Below are 18,531 nucleotides of genomic sequence, written 5' to 3' on the forward strand. Positions count from 1 at the left end.
CATTCGACCGCCTGAGTTTTATCTTTTGTAGTCCCACGAATCTCTTTTTTTATCCCTCCCTGGAGGACAAACGTGTCTAAGCGTCGTGTAGTTGTGACCGGACTTGGCATGTTGTCTCCTGTCGGCAATACCGTAGAGTCCACCTGGAAAGCTCTCCTTGCCGGTCAGAGCGGCATCAGCCTAATCGACCATTTCGATACTAGCGCCTATGCAACGAAATTTGCTGGCTTAGTAAAGGATTTTAACTGTGAAGAGATCATCTCGCGCAAAGAACAGCGCAAGATGGATGCCTTCATTCAATATGGAATTGTCGCTGGCGTTCAGGCCATGCAGGATTCTGGCCTTGAGATTACGGAAGAGAACGCTACCCGTATCGGCGCTGCTATCGGCTCCGGGATTGGCGGTCTTGGCCTGATCGAGGAAAACCATACATCTCTGGTGAATGGCGGCCCGCGTAAAATCAGCCCGTTCTTCGTTCCGTCTACGATTGTAAACATGGTGGCAGGTCACCTGACCATTATGTTCGGCCTGCGTGGCCCAAGCATCTCAATCGCGACAGCCTGTACGTCTGGCGTGCATAACATCGGCCAGGCCGCGCGTATCATCGCGTACGGCGATGCAGATGCTATGGTTGCGGGCGGTGCTGAAAAAGCCAGTACCCCGCTGGGCGTCGGTGGCTTCGGTGCAGCGCGTGCGCTCTCTACCCGAAACGATAATCCTCAGGCGGCGAGCCGTCCGTGGGATAAAGACCGTGATGGTTTCGTGCTGGGTGACGGTGCAGGCATGATCGTACTGGAAGAGTACGAACACGCGAAAAAACGTGGCGCGAAAATTTATGCTGAAGTTGTTGGCTTTGGCATGAGCAGCGATGCTTACCACATGACGTCTCCTCCAGAGAACGGCGCAGGTGCTGCGCTGGCGATGGAAAACGCCATCCGTGATGCGGGCATTACGCCGGCACAGATTGGCTACGTTAACGCGCACGGGACATCTACCCCTGCGGGCGATAAAGCAGAAGCGCAGGCGGTTAAGTCTATCTTCGGCGAATCTGCCAGCCGTGTACTGGTGAGCTCCACGAAATCCATGACCGGTCACCTCCTGGGTGCGGCGGGTGCAGTAGAATCAATCTACTCTATTCTCGCGCTGCGCGATCAGGCTGTACCGCCAACCATCAACCTGGATAATCCAGATGAAGGTTGCGATCTGGACTTCGTTCCCCACGAAGCGCGCCAGGTTAGCGGTATGGAGTACACCCTGTGTAACTCCTTCGGCTTCGGTGGGACTAACGGTTCCCTGATCTTCAAAAAGGTCTGAGTCTGGTTAGTCGCTGACAATAATAAAGGTCCGCTTGCCGGGCCTTTTTTATTAGGTGATATCCCCTTGTCCGGCTACCCACATCCTGCCAGACTGAGCCTCCATGCATAAGGAGCCACTATGTTTTTAATTAATGGCCTTGAGCAAGAAATGCTGCCGGCAAGCGACAGGGCGACCCAGTTTGGCGATGGCTGTTTCACGACCGCGCGTATTCTCGACGGTGGCGTGTGCCTGCTCGGGGCCCATATCCTTCGTTTACAAAAAGCCTGCGAAGCATTACTGATCCCCTTCTCGCAGTGGGACATTCTTGAAAGTGAAATGCGTCGGCTGGCGTCAGAGAAAGCAAGCGGCGTCCTGAAAGTCATTATCAGCCGCGGCAGCGGTGGTCGGGGCTATAGCGGCTCTGCCTGCCAGCATCCTGCGCGGATCCTTTCCGTTTCAGATTATCCTTCCCATTACGCGCACTGGCGTGAAGAGGGCGTAGTCCTGGCGCTTAGCCCGGTACGTCTGGGGCGAAACCCGATGCTCGCTGGCATAAAACATCTTAACCGTCTTGAACAGGTGCTTATTCGTACTCATCTTGAGCAGACGGAGGCCGGGGAGGCGCTGGTTCTTGACAGCGAAGGGTACATTACGGAATGCTGTGCGGCTAATTTACTCTGGCGGAAGGGCAGTGACGTATTCACGCCTTCGCTGGAGCAGGCCGGAGTCAACGGCATTATGCGGCAGTTTTGTTTGCAACAGCTGGCACGCGCAGGCTTTCGCGTTGTCGAAGTTAACGCTAAGGAAGAGGCGCTGCTGGCTGCCGAAGAAGTTGTTATCTGCAATGCGCTGATGCCCGTTGTCCCCGTTCGCGCTTATGACCGCAAGTGCTGGTCATCCCGCGAGCTGTTCCAGTTTCTGGCCCCGTTATGTGAGCAAACCAGGTAGTCATGAAGAAAATGTTACGCTTTGTCCTCCTTCTTATCGTTGCGTTCGGAATCGCTGGCGGAGCGGGAGTGTGGAAAGTCCGTCAGCTGGCTGAAAGTCAGATCCTGATTAAAGACGAGACGATTTTTACCCTGAAAGCGGGGACCGGGCGGCAGGCGCTTGGTCAGCAGCTGTATGACGACAAAATTATCAATCGTCCACGCGTATTCCAGTGGCTGCTGCGTATTCAGCCGGACCTGTCCCATTTCAAGGCCGGTACCTATCGTTTCACCCCTGGCATGACCGTGCGCGAGATGCTGCAACTGCTGGAGAGTGGTAAAGAAGCCCAGTTCCCATTGCGTTTTGTGGAAGGTATGCGTCTGAGCGATTATCTCAGGCAACTGCGTGACGCGCCGTACATCAAGCATACGCTGAAAGATGACCGCTACCAGACCGTGGCAGACGCCTTAAAATTCGAACATCCCGAGTGGGTGGAAGGCTGGTTCTGGCCCGATACGTGGATGTATACGGCAGGCACGACGGATGTGGCAATTCTGAAGCGAGCGCACAACAAAATGGTCGCGGCGGTAGACGCTGCCTGGAAAGGGCGAGCAGAGGGCCTGCCTTATCAAGATCAAAACCAGTTCATGACGATGGCCTCGATCATCGAGAAAGAGACGGCCGTTGCTGCCGAACGTGACCAGGTTGCCTCGGTGTTTATTAACCGTCTGCGCATCGGCATGCGTTTGCAAACCGATCCTACCGTCATCTACGGCATGGGCGAAAACTACAACGGCAGGATTTCCAGAAAAGATCTGGAAACGCCAACGGCGTATAATACCTACGTGATTAGCGGCCTGCCGCCTGGACCGATTGCGACGCCGAGTGAAGCATCGTTGAAGGCCGCCGCGCACCCGGCCAAAACGCCGTATCTCTATTTTGTGGCTGACGGAAAAGGGGGGCATACGTTCAATACCAACCTGGCTAGTCACAATCGCTCCGTTCAGGACTATCTGAAGGCACTTAAGGAAAAAAATGCGCAGTAAATACATTGTCATTGAGGGACTCGAAGGGGCGGGCAAAACCACCGCCCGTAACGTGGTGGTGGATACGCTGAAATCGCTTGGCGTCGCCGACATGGTCTTCACCCGCGAGCCGGGCGGTACGCAGCTGGCGGAAAAACTGCGCAGCCTGGTTCTGGATATCAAATCCGTTGGCGATGAAGTTATTACCGACAAAGCGGAAGTGCTGATGTTCTATGCGGCGCGCGTTCAGCTGGTGGAGACGGTGATCAAACCCGCTCTGGCAGAAGGCAAATGGGTGATTGGCGATCGCCACGATCTCTCAACCCAGGCGTATCAGGGCGGTGGCCGGGGTATCGATCAGGCCATGCTGGCTACGCTTCGCGACGCGGTTCTGGGCGATTTCCGTCCTGACCTGACGCTGTATCTGGACGTGACCCCTGAGGTGGGCCTGAAGCGCGCCCGTGCCCGCGGCGAACTGGACCGCATCGAACAGGAGTCTTTTGATTTCTTTAACCGCACCCGTGCGCGTTATCTGGAACTGGCCGGGCAGGACAAGACCATTCGTACCATCGATGCGACGCAATCCCTTGAAGACGTTACATGTGATATTCAGCAGACCGTTACGCAGTGGCTACAGGAGCAGCAGGCATGAAATGGTATCCATGGTTGCGCCCACACTTTGAACAGCTGATCGGCAGCTATCAGGTTGGTCGGGGGCATCATGCGTTACTGATCCAGGCGCTGCCGGGAATGGGTGATGATGCGTTGATTTACGCCATCACCCGCTTTCTGATGTGCCAACAGCCGGAAGGACATAAAAGCTGCGGTAAGTGCCGGGGTTGCCAGCTCATGCAGGCGGGCACGCATCCTGACTATTACACCCTCGAACCTGAGAAGGGCAAAAATACGCTCGGTATCGACGCGGTGCGTGAGGTCAGTGAGAAACTGTACGAATATGCGCGTCTGGTGGGGGCGAAAGTGGTGTGGCTGAAAGATGCCGCGCTGCTCACGGAAGCCGCAGCCAACGCGCTGTTAAAAACCCTGGAAGAGCCGCCAGAAAACACCTGGTTTTTCCTCTCCTGCCGCGAGCCGGAACGCTTGCTGGCGACGCTGCGCAGTCGCTGCCGTCTTCACCACCTTGCTGTCCCTCAGGAATCCTGGGCACTCGCCTGGCTTGAGCGGGAAGTGACGGTGTCACAAGACGCGGCGCTCTCAGCGTTGCGCCTGTGCAGCGGTGCGCCTGCGGCTGCGCTGGCCTTATTACAGCCCGAGGTGTGGTCCCAGCGTGAAACGCTGTGTCGTGCGGTTGAATCAGCCCTCGACATCCATGACTGGCTGAGCGTGCTGCCAGCGCTGAACAGCGATCAGGCTCCGGAACGGCTGCACTGGCTGGCCGCGCTGCTGCTGGATGCGCTCAAAATTCAGCAGGGGGCTACGCTTCTGACTAACCCTGACGTGTGGGCGCTGGTCACCACGCTGGCGAATCGCCTGTCAGGGCAGTCGCTGCACGCTATCCTTCATGATATCTGCCAGAGTCGTGAACAACTTTTGACGGTAACCGGTCTCAATCGCGAGCTTTTACTGACTGACCAGTTACTGCGTATCGAACACTACCTGCAACCGGGTGTCATACCGCCGGTTTCCCACCTCTGAGAGAGACATTATGTTTTTAGTCGACTCACACTGCCATCTCGATGGCCTGGATTATCAATCCCTGCATAAAAATGTGGACGACGTGCTGGCGAAAGCCGCCGCGCGCGATGTGAAATTTTGCCTGGCCGTGGCAACCACGTTGCCGGGTTACCGCTCCATGCGTGAACTGGTAGGCGAGCGCGATAATGTCGTCTTCTCCTGCGGCGTGCATCCGCTGAATCAGGATGAAGCGTACGACGTTGAGGATTTACGCCGTCTTGCCGCAGAAGAGGGCGTAGTGGCGATGGGCGAGACCGGCCTGGACTATTTCTACACTCCGGAAACGAAACCTCGCCAGCAGGAATCCTTCCGTAACCACATCCGCATTGGCCGGGAACTGAATAAGCCGGTTATCGTTCACACCCGAGATGCGCGCGCCGACACGCTGGGTATCCTGCGGGAAGAAAAGGTGACGGATTGCGGTGGCGTACTACACTGTTTCACAGAAGACAGAGAAACGGCGGGTAAGCTGCTTGATTTGGGCTTTTATATCTCGTTCTCGGGGATTGTCACGTTCCGTAATGCTGAGCAACTGCGTGATGCGGCGCGCTATGTTCCGCTGGATCGTATTCTGGTGGAAACCGATTCCCCGTACCTGGCGCCGGTGCCTCATCGTGGCAAAGAGAACCAGCCAGCGATGACCCGGGATGTCGCTGAGTATATGGCCGTTCTGAAAGGTGTCAGTATTGAAGAACTGGCTCGCGTGACAACGGAAAACTTCGCCAGTCTGTTCCATATCGACCCCGCCCGCCTGCAATCTGTCTGATACACCTGTTATTTTTAGGCTCGTAATTAATAACTAAAGCGAGTAAAGTTCACCGCCTCATTCGGGGCGGTGATGGCGTTTTTAGACACATCCAGACATGCTTTATGTAAATATCTGCAAGTTTTTTGGCCGTCTTGAACTGAAACGTGATAGCCGTCAAACAAACTCAGAGGGAATTATTTTACTCTGTGTAATAAATAAAGGGCGCTTAGATGTCCTGTCCACGGCGCGGTACTCCCCCCGGGCCAATGCGTGAAAACGTAAAAAAAGCACAAATACTCAGGAGCACTCTCAATTATGTTTAAGAATGCATTTGCTAACCTGCAAAAGGTCGGTAAATCGCTGATGCTGCCAGTATCCGTACTGCCTATCGCAGGTATCCTGCTGGGTGTCGGTTCTGCAAACTTCAGCTGGCTGCCAGCCGTAGTTTCCCACGTGATGGCCGAAGCAGGCGGTTCTGTTTTTGCTAACATGCCGCTGATCTTCGCTATCGGTGTTGCTCTGGGCTTCACCAATAACGACGGTGTTTCCGCTCTGGCGTCCGTTGTTGCTTACGGCATCATGGTGAAAACCATGGCTGTGGTTGCGCCGCTGGTACTGCATTTACCTGCTGAAGAGATTGCCGCTAAGCACCTGGCGGACACCGGTGTTCTCGGTGGTATCATCTCCGGTGCGATTGCAGCGTATATGTTTAACCGCTTCTATCGCATCAAGCTGCCTGAGTATCTGGGCTTCTTCGCGGGTAAACGTTTTGTGCCGATCATTTCTGGTCTGGCCGCGATTTTCACCGGTGTGGTCCTGTCCTTCATCTGGCCACCAATCGGTACGGCAATCCAGACCTTCTCTCAGTGGGCAGCTTACCAGAACCCGGTTGTGGCGTTCGGTATCTACGGCTTCATTGAGCGCTGCCTGGTACCATTTGGTCTGCACCACATCTGGAACGTTCCATTCCAGATGCAGATTGGTGAATACACCAACGCAGCAGGTCAGGTGTTCCACGGCGACATCCCACGCTACATGGCGGGCGACCCAACGGCAGGTAAACTGTCTGGTGGCTTCCTGTTCAAAATGTACGGTCTGCCGGCCGCTGCAATTGCTATCTGGCACTCTGCTAAACCAGAGAACCGTGCAAAAGTGGGCGGTATCATGATCTCCGCAGCGCTGACCTCGTTCCTGACCGGTATCACCGAGCCGATCGAGTTCTCCTTCATGTTCGTTGCGCCGATCCTGTACATCATCCACGCGGTACTGGCAGGTCTGGCATTCCCAATCTGTATCCTGCTGGGTATGCGTGACGGTACGTCCTTCTCTCACGGCCTGATCGACTTCATCGTTCTGTCCGGTAACAGCAGCAAGCTGTGGCTGTTCCCTATCGTGGGTGCGGGCTACGCAGTGGTGTACTACACCGTCTTCCGCGTGCTGATCAAAGCACTGGACCTGAAAACGCCGGGTCGTGAAGATGCAACGGAAGACAGCAAAGCCGGTGTGACCAGCGAAATGGCACCTGCTCTGGTTGCTGCTTTCGGCGGTAAAGAGAACATCACTAACCTGGACGCGTGTATCACTCGTCTGCGTGTGAGCGTTGCCGACGTTGCGAAAGTCGACCAGCCGGGTCTGAAAAAACTGGGCGCAGCAGGCGTCGTTGTTGCAGGTTCTGGTGTTCAGGCAATCTTCGGAACGAAATCCGATAACCTGAAAACCGAAATGGATGAGTACATCCGCAACAACTAAGCTGTGATCTGGGGAGACTAAGGCAGCCGAATGGCTGCCTTTTTTATTACTCGGTTTGGGGGGCCGGGTGGCGGCTGCGTCTTACCCGGCCTACGTGATGGGTAGGCCCGGTAAGCGCAGCGCCACCGGGCTTAATACTCAGAAGTCGTAGCTCGCGCTCACCGAAACGTTCAGTGGCGCGCCATACACTACATACGATCCGACGTAGTCGTAATACTCTTTGTCGAACAGGTTGTTGACGTTAGCCTGAACAGCAAAGTCTTTGGTGACCTGATAGCGGCTGAACAGGTTCACCAGCCCATAGCTGCCTTGCTCCGCGCGGGAACGTCCTGCCGGACCGCCTTCCACGTCCGTCCACACTTTGTTCTGCCAGTTTACGCCACCGCCCACGGTCAGTTCCGGCAGCATTGGCAGTTGATAACGGGTGAACAGCTTCATGGTTGTGCGCGGCTGATCGGAGCTGACGGCGTTGCCATTCTTATCTTCTGCAATGTAACGCGTCGCGCCAAAGGTCAGCTGCCAGTTATCGGTCAGTGCACCGTTGAGCTCAAACTCGACCCCTTTGCTGACCACCCCGTCCAGCGATTCATAAATCGACTCACCGCTCGGCATGTAGGTATACGTGTTGCTGGCCACGTTATCCTGCTCAATGCGGAAAATCGCCAGTGAGGTGGTGAGGCGGGTATTAAACCAGTCTGCCTTCACCCCGGCTTCGTAGCTTTTACCCGTGGTAGGGTCGAGATAACGTCCACTGGCATTGCGCTTATCCTGCGGCTGGAAGATAGAGGTATAGCTGACGTAGGTCGACCAGTCCTCATTGATGTCATACACCAGGCCGGCATACGGCGTGACATCATCTTTGGTGCTTTCCAGACGAGTATTCGGCGAACCAGCGGGGTTATAGCGAATGTTGTACTGGGTGTAACGCGCCCCCAGGATCAGGTGCAACGGATCGGCGAGTGAGAAACGCGCAGAGGAATAGGCTGAAGACTGGCGAATATCATCCTTGCTGTAGAGTTTCCACGGCGTCCACTGCGGATCGGCAATGTTCCCGTTCCAGTTCTTAAAGTTGCCGACATCAACCATGCCGTATACTGCATCCGGCATGGTGTTGTCGTAATGGTTACGCTGACGGCTAAAGCTGCCGCCGAACATCATCTCGTGCTGACGGCCAAAGAGATCGAAGCCGCCGCGCAGGAAGGCATCGACCGCATCCTGTTTGCGTTCCCCGCGGTTCCAGCCGCCGTAACCCACCAGGCCCGCGCCGGTCTCTTTATCCGGATAACCGGACATATACATCAGCTTAGAGTCAAAGTTGGTTTCAGCATGCATGCCGTTGATGTGCGCTTCCCAGCCATTATCGAAACGCTGGGTCAGGTTAGCGAAGATGCGGGTGCTGTCTTTATCTGAATAGGCCCAGTCAGGCGCGACGGTCTGGCTGCGATTGTAGTTGGTCTTACTTCCGTCGCTGTACCAGGTCGGCAGCCCGCCCCAGGTTGGGTCGGCGGTATGGCTTTCCTGATACTCATACCCTACCGAGAGGGTCGTGCTGTCGGTAACATCTGCATCCATCACGCCGTAGAGGAATTTCTTCCGGTAGTGGTAGTTATCCACGAAGCTGTCGTTGTCCTGATAACCCGTGATCAGACGACCCCGTACCTTACCTGATTCCACCAGCGGCGCCTGGAGATCCAGCACGTAACGCTGCTTGTCCCAGCTGCCATAGCTGGCGGAGACGTTGCCTTTAAATTCCTGGCTGTCCGCATGCTTGCGTACCATATTAACGTACGCCGCCGGGTTGCCCGTCCCGGACATCAGGCCTGTGGCGCCGCGGACCACTTCAATGCGGTCATAAATTGCGGTATCGGCGGCGGTATCACCAAAGTTCCACACTTCACTGATGGACGTTGGAAGGTCGTCATAGGCGTAGTTGCTGACGAAAAATCCGCGTGAGTAAAATACGGTACGGTCGCTGTCCTGCACCTGCGCCGTAATGCCCGTGGTGTTCGTCAGCACCTGGCCGATGGATTGCAGATTCTGGTCAGCCATACGTTGCTGGCTGATAACGCTGACGGACTGTGGGATGTCGCGCGGAACCAGCAACAGTTTGGTGCCGGTGGTGGTGGTTTTTACGCTGTAATCCTGATCCTGGCTGGCAGAAAGATCCTGTGTGTTATCAAAACCCCCATCAACGACGACGGTATCTTCGGCTGTTGAAGCAGCGAAAGCGGTGGTTGGCGTCAATGCCATAGCAATGCAGGCGGCCAGCAACGAAGGTGTTGCGGCAGGCTGACGTTGCCCATCCCTGGTGTGATTAATGAAAGACATCATCAAACCCTTAGTGAATGGTGAAGGTAGTGCGCGACAGTCCCGCTAGCACGGGCTGACGTCGTTTTCTATGTTAAAAATGCGCATGAAAATGCAAATGCGAAATATACGCATTGTGATTAACGCTGTAAACAGATGTTTCGGGATGAACTGAAATCAGGTTTCAGAAAAGAAATGTCCTAAAGCGATGCCTCTTCACCCAGATGGGCGATAATCAGGAAAGAAATCACGGGAGAAGGTTGAAAGGACAGGAGAAACTCGCTCATACTCTTGTGTTGTGTCACACAGTAAAACAGACAATGTGTGTTAACAACGGACGCACGACGCCAGATTAAACTTAAAAGGAAAAGGTCATGGCTGAAGAAACGATTTTCAGTAAAATTATCCGCCGGGAAATTCCGTCGGATATTGTCTATCAGGATGAACTGGTCACGGCTTTCCGCGACATTTCTCCCCAGGCGCCGACGCACATCCTTATTATTCCCAATATTCTGATTCCGACCGTCAATGACGTTAAAACCGAGCATGAAGTGGCGCTGGGCCGTATGCTTACGGTGGCCGCGAAAATTGCTGAGCAGGAAGGGATTGCTGAAGATGGATACCGTTTGATCATGAACTGTAATCGCCATGGCGGCCAGGAAGTCTATCATATTCATATGCATCTTCTGGGTGGACGTCCACTGGGACCGATGCTGGCACATAAAGGTCTTTAATATGTTAACTGGGCGTATTGCAGCGCTGATCGTGACGCTGGTTATGGTTGGGTGCAGCGCGCGTCCCGCCATCCCGGTCAGTGAAGAACAGACGCTGGTGATGGAGTCCTCAGTGCTTGCTGCGGGCATCACGGCGGAAAAGCCTTCGCTGACCATAAGCGAAATCCAGTCTTCTGCCTCCTCTACGCTCTATAACGAAAGGCAAGAGCCAGTGACGGTGCATTATCGCTTCTACTGGTATGACGTAAGAGGTCTTGAGATGCACCCGCTTGAGGCGCCGCGTAGCGTGACGGTCCCGGCAAGATCGTCGGTCACGCTCTACGGCAGCGCCAGCTATCTGGGTGCACATAAGGTGAGACTTTATCTTTATTTGTAAGGAGTGAACCTTGATTAAAACAATGAGCCGTTATGCGCTCCTGAGTGCGTTCGCACTCTTTCTGGCAGGCTGTGTGACGCGAACGGAAGAACCTGCACCGGTGGATCAGGCGAAGCCGGGAACGGAACAGCCAACAACACCGGCGCAACCTGTTCCAACCGTGCCGTCTGTACCGACTATTCCGGCGCAGCCTGGCCCGATCGAACATCCGGACGATACCGCGCAGCCTGCGCCGCGAGTGCGGCACTATGACTGGAACGGCGCGATGCAGCCGATGGTGGGCAAAATGTTGCAGGCACAGGGCGTTACGCCTGGCAGTGTGCTGCTGGTGGACAGCGTGAACAACCGTACAAACGGTTCACTGAATGCGGGAGAAGCGACGGAAACCCTGCGCAACGCGCTGGCAAACAACGGTAAATTTACGCTGGTCTCAGCCCAGCAACTCGCGGTCGCCAAGCAACAGCTTGGTCTGTCGCCTCAGGACAGCCTGGGTTCGCGCAGTAAAGCGATTGGTATCGCCCGCAACGTTGGTGCGCAGTATGTCCTTTATTCTAACGCGACAGGCAACGTGAACACGCCGTCGTTGCAGATGCAGTTAATGCTGGTTCAAACCGGCGAAATTATCTGGTCAGGTAAAGGTGCCGTTACGCAACAATAAGCGCACGCGTCAGGATGTCCAGACGCGTTATTTCCCCCAGTACCGTGTTATCGCGCCGCAAGCCCCCGTCGGGCTTGGCGGCGCGAGTTGCATTATTGAGCGTGGCGACCATCGGCTGGTTTTACGTCAGCATCACGATGCCGCCGCGCCTGCCGCCCATTTTCGTCGCCAGTTCCGCGCCCTGAAGCGCCTTCCCGGCGACCTTGCCCCGAAACCTCATCTCTTTATCAGGGACTGGATGGCGGTGGCGTTTATTGCGGGTGAGATCAAAAGCGAGCTTCCCGATACGCCCACGCTGGCAGCCATGCTGTATCATCTGCATCGACAGCCGCGTCTGGGCTGGCGGGTGACGTTACTTCCATTACTGGATAGCTATTGGCAGCAGGCTGCGCCTGGACGACGCACGCCCTTCTGGCTGGCGCAGCTTAAGCGGCTGCGTAAAGCGGGAGAGCCGAAGGCGTTACGTCTGGCGCCGCTGCATATGGATGTCCATGCGGGGAATATCGTTCATACCACGGCGGGCGAGAAACTTATCGACTGGGAATATGCCGGGGACGGTGACGTGGCGCTTGAACTCGCTGCGGTCTGGATGCCTGATGAGGCTTCGCGCGTGCAGCTGATAACCGCCTATGCCCGAAACGCCAACATAAATGTACTCACCCTTGCGCGGCAGGTCGCGCGCTGGCGTCCGTGGGTGCTGATGCTGATGGCGGGATGGTTTGAAATGCGCCTTCAGCAGACAGATGACGAACAATTTATTGCGCTGGCAAATGATGCCTGGCGTCAGTTACAAACGAAAGGATAAGAGAGGTTGGTGTGGGTCCAGTAATGTTGGATGTTGAAGGGTTTGAGCTTGATGCGGAAGAGCGCGAAATTCTGGCGCACCCGCTGGTAGGGGGGCTGATTCTTTTCACCCGCAATTATCACGATCCGGCGCAGTTGCGCGAGCTGGTTCGCCAGATCCGCGCGGCGTCACGCAATCGCCTGGTGGTGGCCGTCGACCAGGAAGGTGGACGCGTGCAGCGTTTCCGCGAAGGGTTTACGCGTTTACCCGCCGCACAATCTTTTGCTGCGCTGCTGGGTGCTGAAGAGGGCGGTCAACTGGCGCAGGACGCAGGCTGGCTGATGGCGAGCGAGATGATCGCCATGGATATCGATATCAGCTTCGCCCCGGTGCTGGACGTAGGACACATTAGTGCGGCAATAGGTGAGCGTTCGTATCATGACGATCCACGTATCGCGCTGGCAATGGCGACGCGCTTCATTGACGGTATGCACGATGCGGGCATGAAAACCACCGGCAAGCATTTCCCGGGCCACGGGGCGGTGACGGCGGATTCCCATAAAGAAACCCCGCGCGATCCGCGCCCGGAAGCAGACATTCGCGCTAAAGATATGTCTGTTTTCCGCTCGCTGATTACCGATAACAAGCTGGACGCTATTATGCCTGCGCACGTCATCTACAGTGACGTTGATCCGCGTCCGGCCAGCGGCTCTCCGCACTGGCTTAAAACCGTGCTGCGTCAGGAGTTGGGCTTCAATGGCGTTATTTTCTCTGACGATTTATCCATGGAAGGGGCGGCGATCATGGGAAGCTATGCCGAACGTGGGCAGGCTTCGCTGGATGCGGGTTGCGATATGATCCTCGTCTGCAATAATCGTAAAGGGGCGGTGAGCGTGCTGGATAACCTGTCGCCGATCAATGCTGAACGTGTTACACAATTGTATCATAAAGGTTCATTTAGTCGTCAGGAGCTGATGGACTCGGCGCGCTGGAAAACGGTAAACGCCCGGCTTGAAGCCCTGAACGAGCGCTGGCAGGCACATAAAGCAGCCCTTTAATTCATCCCGGAAGGCGTAGCGTGGTGAGACGATGATCATTTATTTACACGGTTTTGACTCAAACAGTCCTGGTAATCATGAGAAAGTGCTGCAATTGCAGTTTATCGATCCGGATGTCCGGCTGATCAGTTACAGCACGCGTCATCCGAAACATGACATGCAGCATCTGCTTAAAGAAGTGGACAAAATGTTGCAGCTCAATATCGACGATCGTCCGCTGATCTGCGGCGTGGGGTTGGGGGGATACTGGGCAGAGCGCATCGGTTTTTTGTGCGATATCCGTCAGGTCATTTTTAATCCTAACCTGTTTCCAAACGAAAACATGGAAGGCAAGATTGACCGTCCGGAAGAGTACGCCGATATCGCAACAAAATGCGTGAGCAATTTCCGCGAAAAGAACCGCGACCGGTGTCTGGCGATCCTCTCCCGCAACGATGAAGCGCTGGACAGCTCCCGCGCTGCCGAACTTCTGCATCATTACTACGAAATTGTCTGGGACGAAGAGCAGACCCACAAGTTCAAAAATATTTCCCCGCACTTGCAGCGTATTAAGGCCTTTAAAACGCTGGGCTGAACTCCCTGAACCTGACAAAGGCCCGGTACGTGAAAGCGTGCCGGGCCTCTTTTTTGTCAGAGTTGTCTACTTTTAAACCATCAAAACTTGATACATATCAATTTTGGTATGACCAATGCGCCTGACGTGCTATTCTCAATGAATCTGAATGGTTTCAGCGCAGTAACCTGTTGTTAATTAAGGGTTATTTATATAACTTTTAATTAACAATTGGTTAATAATTTGAGGGGGTCACGTTGACTACGCCATTGAAAAAGATAGTGATTGTCGGCGGTGGTGCTGGCGGACTGGAGCTGGCGACGCAGCTGGGTAAGAAACTGGGTCGCGGTAAGAAAGCCAAAATCACGCTGGTGGATCGTAACCACAGCCATCTGTGGAAGCCGTTACTGCACGAAGTGGCGACCGGGTCGCTGGATGAGGGCGTGGATGCGCTCAGCTATCTGGCACATGCGCGTAACCACCACTTCCAGTTCCAGCTGGGTTCGGTGGTGGACATCAACCGTGAAAATAAAACCATCACGCTGGCTGAGCTGCGTGATGATAAAGGCGAGCTGCTGGTTCCTGAGCGCAAGCTGGCCTATGACACGCTGGTGATGGCCCTGGGCAGTACGTCCAATGATTTCAACACCCCAGGCGTAAAAGAGCACTGTATCTTCCTGGATAACCCGCATCAGGCGCGTCGTTTCCATCAGGAGATGCTTAACCTGTTCCTGAAGTACACCAACAACATGGGTGCTAACGGCAAGGTTAACATTGCTATCGTGGGCGGCGGCGCAACGGGCGTTGAATTATCGGCGGAGTTGCACAATGCGGTCAAACAGCTGCACAGCTACGGCTACAAAGGACTGACTAATGAAGCGCTGAATGTGACGCTGGTGGAAGCAGGTGAACGTATTCTGCCTGCGCTGCCGCCGCGTATTTCTGGCGCGGCGCACAACGAGCTGACCAAACTGGGCGTGCGCGTGCTGACCCAGACCATGGTGACCAGCGCGGATGAGGGCGGACTGCATACCAAAGACGGCGAATACATCCAGGCCGACCTGATGGTCTGGGCTGCGGGGATCAAAGCGCCTGATTTCATGAAAGATATCGGTGGGCTGGAGACAAACCGTATTAACCAGCTGGTGACAGAGCCGACGCTGCAAACCACGCGGGATCCGGACATCTTCGCTATCGGCGACTGTGCCTCCTGCGCGCGTCCGGAAGGCGGGTTTGTGCCTCCTCGCGCCCAGGCCGCGCACCAGATGGCAAGCCTCGTGCTGCATAACATCCTGGCGCAGATGAAAGGCAAACCGATGAAAGCCTATGTCTACAAAGACCACGGCTCTCTGGTGTCGCTCTCAAACTTTTCCACCGTGGGTAGCCTGATGGGCAACCTGATGCGCGGCTCCATGATGGTGGAAGGGCGCATCGCCCGCTTCGTGTACATTTCTCTGTACCGTATGCACCAGATTGCGCTGCACGGCTACTTCAAAACCGGCCTGATGATGCTGGTCGGCCGCATCAACCGCGTTATCCGCCCACGCCTGAAGCTGCACTAATTTCTCCCTCCCTCCGGGCTCTCCGGAGGGAATTCTTAGCACATCATGCTGTGCATTTCGCTCCTGACGCTTAAGAGTTCTCTTAAACAGACGCTATCCCAGCTCATCCCGCGGTTTTTTGATCCTTTATCTTATTGGCGAAGCGTTTATTGCGCTGCAAAATTGCTACCAATTGCAACAAAGGAGGAAGTCCCGTGAATAAATCAATGTTGGCGGGTATAGGGATTGGCGTCGCAGCTGCGTTAGGTGTGGCTGCCGTTGCCAGTCTGAACGTACTTGATCGTGGCCCGCAGTATGCGCAGGTGGTTTCCGCTACACCGATCAAAGAGACGGTCAAGACGCCTCGTCAGGAGTGCCGTAATGTTTCTGTCACCCATCGTCGTCCGGTTCAGGATGAAAACCGTATCGCTGGCTCCGTGCTGGGCGCGGTTGCTGGTGGGGTGATTGGTCATCAGTTTGGTGGTGGCCGTGGTAAGGATGTCGCGACGGTGGTTGGTGCGCTGGGCGGCGGTTATGCCGGTAACCAGGTGCAGGGTGCGATGCAGGAAAATGATACCTACACCACAACGCAGCAGCGCTGTAAAACCGTGTATGACAAGTCTGAAAAAATGTTGGGCTACGACGTAACCTACAAAATTGGCGATCAGCAGGGCAAAATCCGCATGGATAAAGATCCTGGTACGCAGATCCCTCTCGACAGCAATGGTCAGCTGATACTGAATAACAAAGTGTAAAAAAGATGTTCTCTGAACTTAGCTCCTCATGCGCTCAGGCTGAGGAGCTTTTTTTTTGCGTCAGAGTTTAAGAAGTTCAGGCCACAGGCGCAGCGTTATTTGCGTAATCCCCTGCAGTTTTTCCAGCGTCGCGCCTTCACGGGCGCTGATGGACATCCCCTGTAGAATACAGCTCAGATACTGGGCCAGCTCCTGCGGACGGCAATGCGCCGGAATTTCACCGCGCTGCTGGCGTTGAGCCAGAAACGTGCTGAGCGTCTCCTCCTGCATCGCATGGCGCGATTTGACCGTGTTGGCAATCTCTTTCGACGATGCCGCGAGGGTCGCGGAGGTGTTGATCATAAAACAGCCCGCGGGCGTGTCTTTACTGGTAAAGCAGGTTGCGACTGCGCAGAAATAATCCTGCAATGCCTGCTCAACCGTTTTTTCTTCACAGAATAGCTGGGCTTCGTGTTTTGCCGCGAAGCGCGAGATGTATCTGTCCAGAACGGCCCGGAATAAGCCTTCTTTGTTGGTGAACTCTGCGTACAGGGTAGGGGCTTTCGCGCCCGTTGCTTCCACCAGGTCGGAGAGCGACGTGGCTTCATACCCATGCTGCCAGAAGAGCGTCATGGCCTTATCGAGCGCCGCATCCCTGTCGAACACTTTTGGTCGGCCACGGCTTTTCTTTGCGCAACGCGTGACATCGGTTGTCATGTGCCGTTGGTCCTCTGTTGTTTTGTTGAATAGTCATTATAAAAATAAACGTCTGCGACGACCAGCGGTGATTTCTTAAAAATAATTTAATTTTATCTTTATGAAATATAAGGAAAATGAAATTAATTTAACGACCATTATAAAAATGGGTTGACGTGTGACCTGGATCACATCTATCATTTACCTATCGATCGTTAACTAAATAACTAACGACCACTACATCATCTGCCCAAAGGTATAAAATCATGAAAAACGTTAAAACCCTCATCGCTGCCGCCGTTCTGAGTTCACTCTCTTTCGCAAGCTTCGCTGCTGTTGAAGTGCAATCCACTCCAGCAGACCAGCAGAAAGTCGGTACCATCTCTGCCACTGCCGGGACTAACCTCGGCTCTCTGGAAGATCAGCTGGCACAAAAAGCTGACGAAATGGGTGCGAAATCATTCCGCATCACCTCTGTGACCGGTCCTAACACCCTGCACGGTACCGCAGTTATCTACAAATAAGCGTAACGCAACCCTCCGTTATGCCACTGCAAAAAAACGCCCTGCTAATGTAGGGCGTTTGTCGTTATTACCGTTTACATTGACTGCTGAGCAACCTCATGATGCCGCGTGACATCGGTTGGCATCCCCGAGCGCGCTTCCATCGCCCGCTCCATCACTGTGCCATCGGTGTTTGCATTCGTTTTAAAGCTCACCATCGAGGCATTCAGATTAATCGGCAGCGTCTGCGGATCGTCATTAATGTTTTTCGATAGCGGCTGGTGGATCTCAACCAGACGGACGCCACCCGGCTCTTCAGACACTTTAATCGGCGTATTGATGATATTCACTTTCGTGCCAGGGGCGATCACGCGGTAGAGCGTTTTGATGTCGTCATCGCGCAGGCGAATGCAGCCGGAGCTGACGCGCATCCCGATCCCAAAATCCGCATTCGTTCCGTGCAGAAGATAAACCCCACCATATGCCGCCAGGCGAATTGCATGGTGCCCCATCGGGTTATCCGGGCCAGCAGGCACCACGGCAGGCAGGTCGATACCTTGAGCTTTATAACGGGCGCGAATGTTTGCCGTCGGGGTCCAGGTTGGATTAGCGCGCTTATCAGAGACGGTGGTGACCATGGTAGGGGTCAGCGTATCGCCCCCCAGTTGACCAATACCGATAGGGTAAACGGTCACTTCGTTCTTGCCCGGCGGGTAGTAATACAGACGCAGTTCGGCGAGGTTAATTACAATGCCCTGACGCGGCGCGTCCGGCAGGATGGTTTGCAGCGGAATCGTCAGTACGCTGCCCGCCCGGGGCACATAGGGATCTACGCCCGGGTTGGCCTGCAACAGCGCCAGGAACCCGACGTTATATTTTTTAGCAATCGCTTCCAGCGAACCGCCATCGTTTTCAACCACGTGAAAGCGGTTTTCACCTACCACGTTGCTGCCGGCGGGCGGAAGAGGCCAGGTATTGGCGCGAGCAGGGAGCGCGACGGCAACCGTCGCGGCCAGCGCAACCACAGTTAACCAGCGGGTAAAACGCGAAGAAATCATCATTATCATAATCCATACAAATGATAAGGTTATTGTTTTATAAGGCGTTAATGATAATTATGGCGAATGTATGGTCGGGAAGATCGGGCGAA

19 protein-coding genes are annotated in these 18,531 nt (G+C 54.7%); 16 read left to right on the forward strand and 3 right to left on the reverse strand.

Annotation, left to right across the window (positions count from 1 at the left end):
- Positions 1-72 precede the first annotated feature (72 nt).
- From fabF to ptsG, 7 genes are all read left to right on the forward strand, one after another.
- The gene (fabF, locus tag ACQG0S_RS08250) at positions 73-1,314 is read left to right on the forward strand and encodes a beta-ketoacyl-ACP synthase II (RefSeq protein WP_022647740.1); all 1,242 of its coding nucleotides are present in this window, start codon (positions 73-75) and stop codon (positions 1,312-1,314) included.
- Positions 1,315-1,434: 120 nt separating this feature from the next.
- Positions 1,435-2,244, forward strand: coding sequence for an aminodeoxychorismate lyase (pabC, locus tag ACQG0S_RS08255; protein ID WP_023299796.1), 810 nt, complete (start codon positions 1,435-1,437; stop codon positions 2,242-2,244).
- Positions 2,245-2,246: 2 nt separating this feature from the next.
- A complete protein-coding gene (yceG, locus tag ACQG0S_RS08260; RefSeq protein ID WP_038415832.1) occupies positions 2,247-3,269 on the forward strand; it encodes a cell division protein YceG in 1,023 nt (340 codons plus the stop codon).
- On the forward strand, positions 3,259-3,900 hold the full coding sequence (gene tmk, locus ACQG0S_RS08265; protein ID WP_022647743.1) for a dTMP kinase: 642 nt from the start codon (positions 3,259-3,261) through the stop codon (positions 3,898-3,900). The genes yceG and tmk overlap by 11 nt, the downstream gene beginning before the upstream one ends.
- Positions 3,897-4,901, forward strand: coding sequence for a DNA polymerase III subunit delta' (holB, locus tag ACQG0S_RS08270; RefSeq protein ID WP_048966197.1), 1,005 nt, complete (start codon positions 3,897-3,899; stop codon positions 4,899-4,901). The genes tmk and holB overlap by 4 nt, the downstream gene beginning before the upstream one ends.
- A 10-nt stretch (positions 4,902-4,911) precedes the next feature.
- Complete coding sequence (locus ACQG0S_RS08275) at positions 4,912-5,706, forward strand: metal-dependent hydrolase (RefSeq protein WP_023299800.1); 795 nt, start codon at positions 4,912-4,914, stop codon at positions 5,704-5,706.
- A 297-nt stretch (positions 5,707-6,003) separates the two neighbouring features.
- Positions 6,004-7,437, forward strand: coding sequence for a PTS glucose transporter subunit IIBC (ptsG, locus tag ACQG0S_RS08280; RefSeq protein ID WP_006809245.1), 1,434 nt, complete (start codon positions 6,004-6,006; stop codon positions 7,435-7,437).
- Between the two features lie 138 nt (positions 7,438-7,575).
- Here the strand turns inward: ptsG and fhuE are convergent, their stop codons facing one another.
- Positions 7,576-9,765 (reverse strand): ferric-rhodotorulic acid/ferric-coprogen receptor FhuE, encoded by a 2,190-nt coding sequence (gene fhuE, locus ACQG0S_RS08285; protein WP_032622149.1) that lies wholly within the window; start codon positions 9,763-9,765, stop codon positions 7,576-7,578.
- 353 nt (positions 9,766-10,118) lie between these two features.
- Here fhuE and hinT point away from each other — a divergent pair, with 353 nt between their 5' ends.
- The 8 genes from hinT to ACQG0S_RS08325 all read left to right on the forward strand — a co-directional run bounded on the left by hinT (position 10,119) and on the right by ACQG0S_RS08325 (position 16,203).
- On the forward strand, positions 10,119-10,478 hold the full coding sequence (gene hinT, locus ACQG0S_RS08290) for a purine nucleoside phosphoramidase (protein ID WP_006809243.1): 360 nt from the start codon (positions 10,119-10,121) through the stop codon (positions 10,476-10,478).
- A 1-nt stretch (position 10,479) separates the two neighbouring features.
- Positions 10,480-10,854, forward strand: coding sequence for a YcfL family protein (locus tag ACQG0S_RS08295; protein WP_038415836.1), 375 nt, complete (start codon positions 10,480-10,482; stop codon positions 10,852-10,854).
- 13 nt (positions 10,855-10,867) lie between these two features.
- The gene (gene lpoB, locus ACQG0S_RS08300) at positions 10,868-11,512 is read left to right on the forward strand and encodes a penicillin-binding protein activator LpoB (protein WP_085929697.1); all 645 of its coding nucleotides are present in this window, start codon (positions 10,868-10,870) and stop codon (positions 11,510-11,512) included.
- Positions 11,493-12,317 carry a thiamine kinase gene (gene thiK, locus ACQG0S_RS08305; RefSeq protein WP_048966196.1) on the forward strand — a complete coding sequence of 275 codons (825 nt, stop codon included), beginning with the start codon at positions 11,493-11,495 and terminating at the stop codon, positions 12,315-12,317. Before lpoB ends, thiK begins: the two co-directional genes overlap by 20 nt.
- Positions 12,318-12,328: 11 nt before the next feature.
- Positions 12,329-13,354: a beta-N-acetylhexosaminidase gene (gene nagZ, locus ACQG0S_RS08310; protein ID WP_022647749.1), complete on the forward strand. Its 1,026-nt coding sequence runs from the start codon at positions 12,329-12,331 to the stop codon at positions 13,352-13,354.
- 31 nt (positions 13,355-13,385) lie between these two features.
- Entirely contained in the window at positions 13,386-13,928 is a 543-nt protein-coding gene (gene ycfP, locus ACQG0S_RS08315; protein WP_022647750.1) for an alpha/beta hydrolase YcfP, read from the forward strand.
- 236 nt (positions 13,929-14,164) lie between these two features.
- Positions 14,165-15,469, forward strand: a complete 1,305-nt coding sequence (locus ACQG0S_RS08320) for an NAD(P)/FAD-dependent oxidoreductase (protein ID WP_017693633.1) — start codon at positions 14,165-14,167, stop codon at positions 15,467-15,469.
- 194 nt (positions 15,470-15,663) lie between these two features.
- Positions 15,664-16,203, forward strand: a complete 540-nt coding sequence (locus tag ACQG0S_RS08325; RefSeq protein WP_017384715.1) for a glycine zipper 2TM domain-containing protein — start codon at positions 15,664-15,666, stop codon at positions 16,201-16,203.
- 60 nt (positions 16,204-16,263) lie between these two features.
- Here the strand turns inward: ACQG0S_RS08325 and ACQG0S_RS08330 are convergent, their stop codons facing one another.
- On the reverse strand, positions 16,264-16,899 hold the full coding sequence (locus ACQG0S_RS08330) for a TetR/AcrR family transcriptional regulator (RefSeq protein WP_023305873.1): 636 nt from the start codon (positions 16,897-16,899) through the stop codon (positions 16,264-16,266).
- Between the two features lie 245 nt (positions 16,900-17,144).
- On the opposite strand from ACQG0S_RS08330, the gene bhsA reads away from it, so the two are divergent.
- Positions 17,145-17,402: a multiple stress resistance protein BhsA gene (gene bhsA, locus ACQG0S_RS08335; RefSeq protein ID WP_006809234.1), complete on the forward strand. Its 258-nt coding sequence runs from the start codon at positions 17,145-17,147 to the stop codon at positions 17,400-17,402.
- A 74-nt stretch (positions 17,403-17,476) separates the two neighbouring features.
- Here bhsA and ldtC read toward each other — a convergent pair whose 3' ends face one another.
- Positions 17,477-18,442, reverse strand: coding sequence for a L,D-transpeptidase LdtC (gene ldtC / locus ACQG0S_RS08340; protein ID WP_426750198.1), 966 nt, complete (start codon positions 18,440-18,442; stop codon positions 17,477-17,479).
- Between the last annotated feature and the right edge of the window lie 89 nt (positions 18,443-18,531).

This window comes from Enterobacter cloacae complex sp. 418I7 (assembly GCF_050030705.1).
GTDB classification, from domain to species: domain Bacteria; phylum Pseudomonadota; class Gammaproteobacteria; order Enterobacterales; family Enterobacteriaceae; genus Enterobacter; species Enterobacter intestinihominis.

Coding starts and splice junctions, on each gene's coding strand:
- pabC (WP_023299796.1), top strand. CDS start 1,435: ATGTTTTTAATTAATGGCCTTGAGCAAGAAATGCTGCCGGCAAGCGAC.
- yceG (WP_038415832.1), top strand. CDS start 2,247: ATGAAGAAAATGTTACGCTTTGTCCTCCTTCTTATCGTTGCGTTCGGA.
- tmk (WP_022647743.1), top strand. CDS start 3,259: ATGCGCAGTAAATACATTGTCATTGAGGGACTCGAAGGGGCGGGCAAA.
- holB (WP_048966197.1), top strand. CDS start 3,897: ATGAAATGGTATCCATGGTTGCGCCCACACTTTGAACAGCTGATCGGC.
- ACQG0S_RS08275 (WP_023299800.1), top strand. CDS start 4,912: ATGTTTTTAGTCGACTCACACTGCCATCTCGATGGCCTGGATTATCAA.
- ptsG (WP_006809245.1), top strand. CDS start 6,004: ATGTTTAAGAATGCATTTGCTAACCTGCAAAAGGTCGGTAAATCGCTG.
- fhuE (WP_032622149.1), bottom strand. CDS start 9,765: ATGTCTTTCATTAATCACACCAGGGATGGGCAACGTCAGCCTGCCGCA.
- hinT (WP_006809243.1), top strand. CDS start 10,119: ATGGCTGAAGAAACGATTTTCAGTAAAATTATCCGCCGGGAAATTCCG.
- ACQG0S_RS08295 (WP_038415836.1), top strand. CDS start 10,480: ATGTTAACTGGGCGTATTGCAGCGCTGATCGTGACGCTGGTTATGGTT.
- ycfP (WP_022647750.1), top strand. CDS start 13,386: ATGATCATTTATTTACACGGTTTTGACTCAAACAGTCCTGGTAATCAT.
- ACQG0S_RS08330 (WP_023305873.1), bottom strand. CDS start 16,899: ATGACAACCGATGTCACGCGTTGCGCAAAGAAAAGCCGTGGCCGACCA.
- bhsA (WP_006809234.1), top strand. CDS start 17,145: ATGAAAAACGTTAAAACCCTCATCGCTGCCGCCGTTCTGAGTTCACTC.
- ldtC (WP_426750198.1), bottom strand. CDS start 18,442: ATGATGATTTCTTCGCGTTTTACCCGCTGGTTAACTGTGGTTGCGCTG.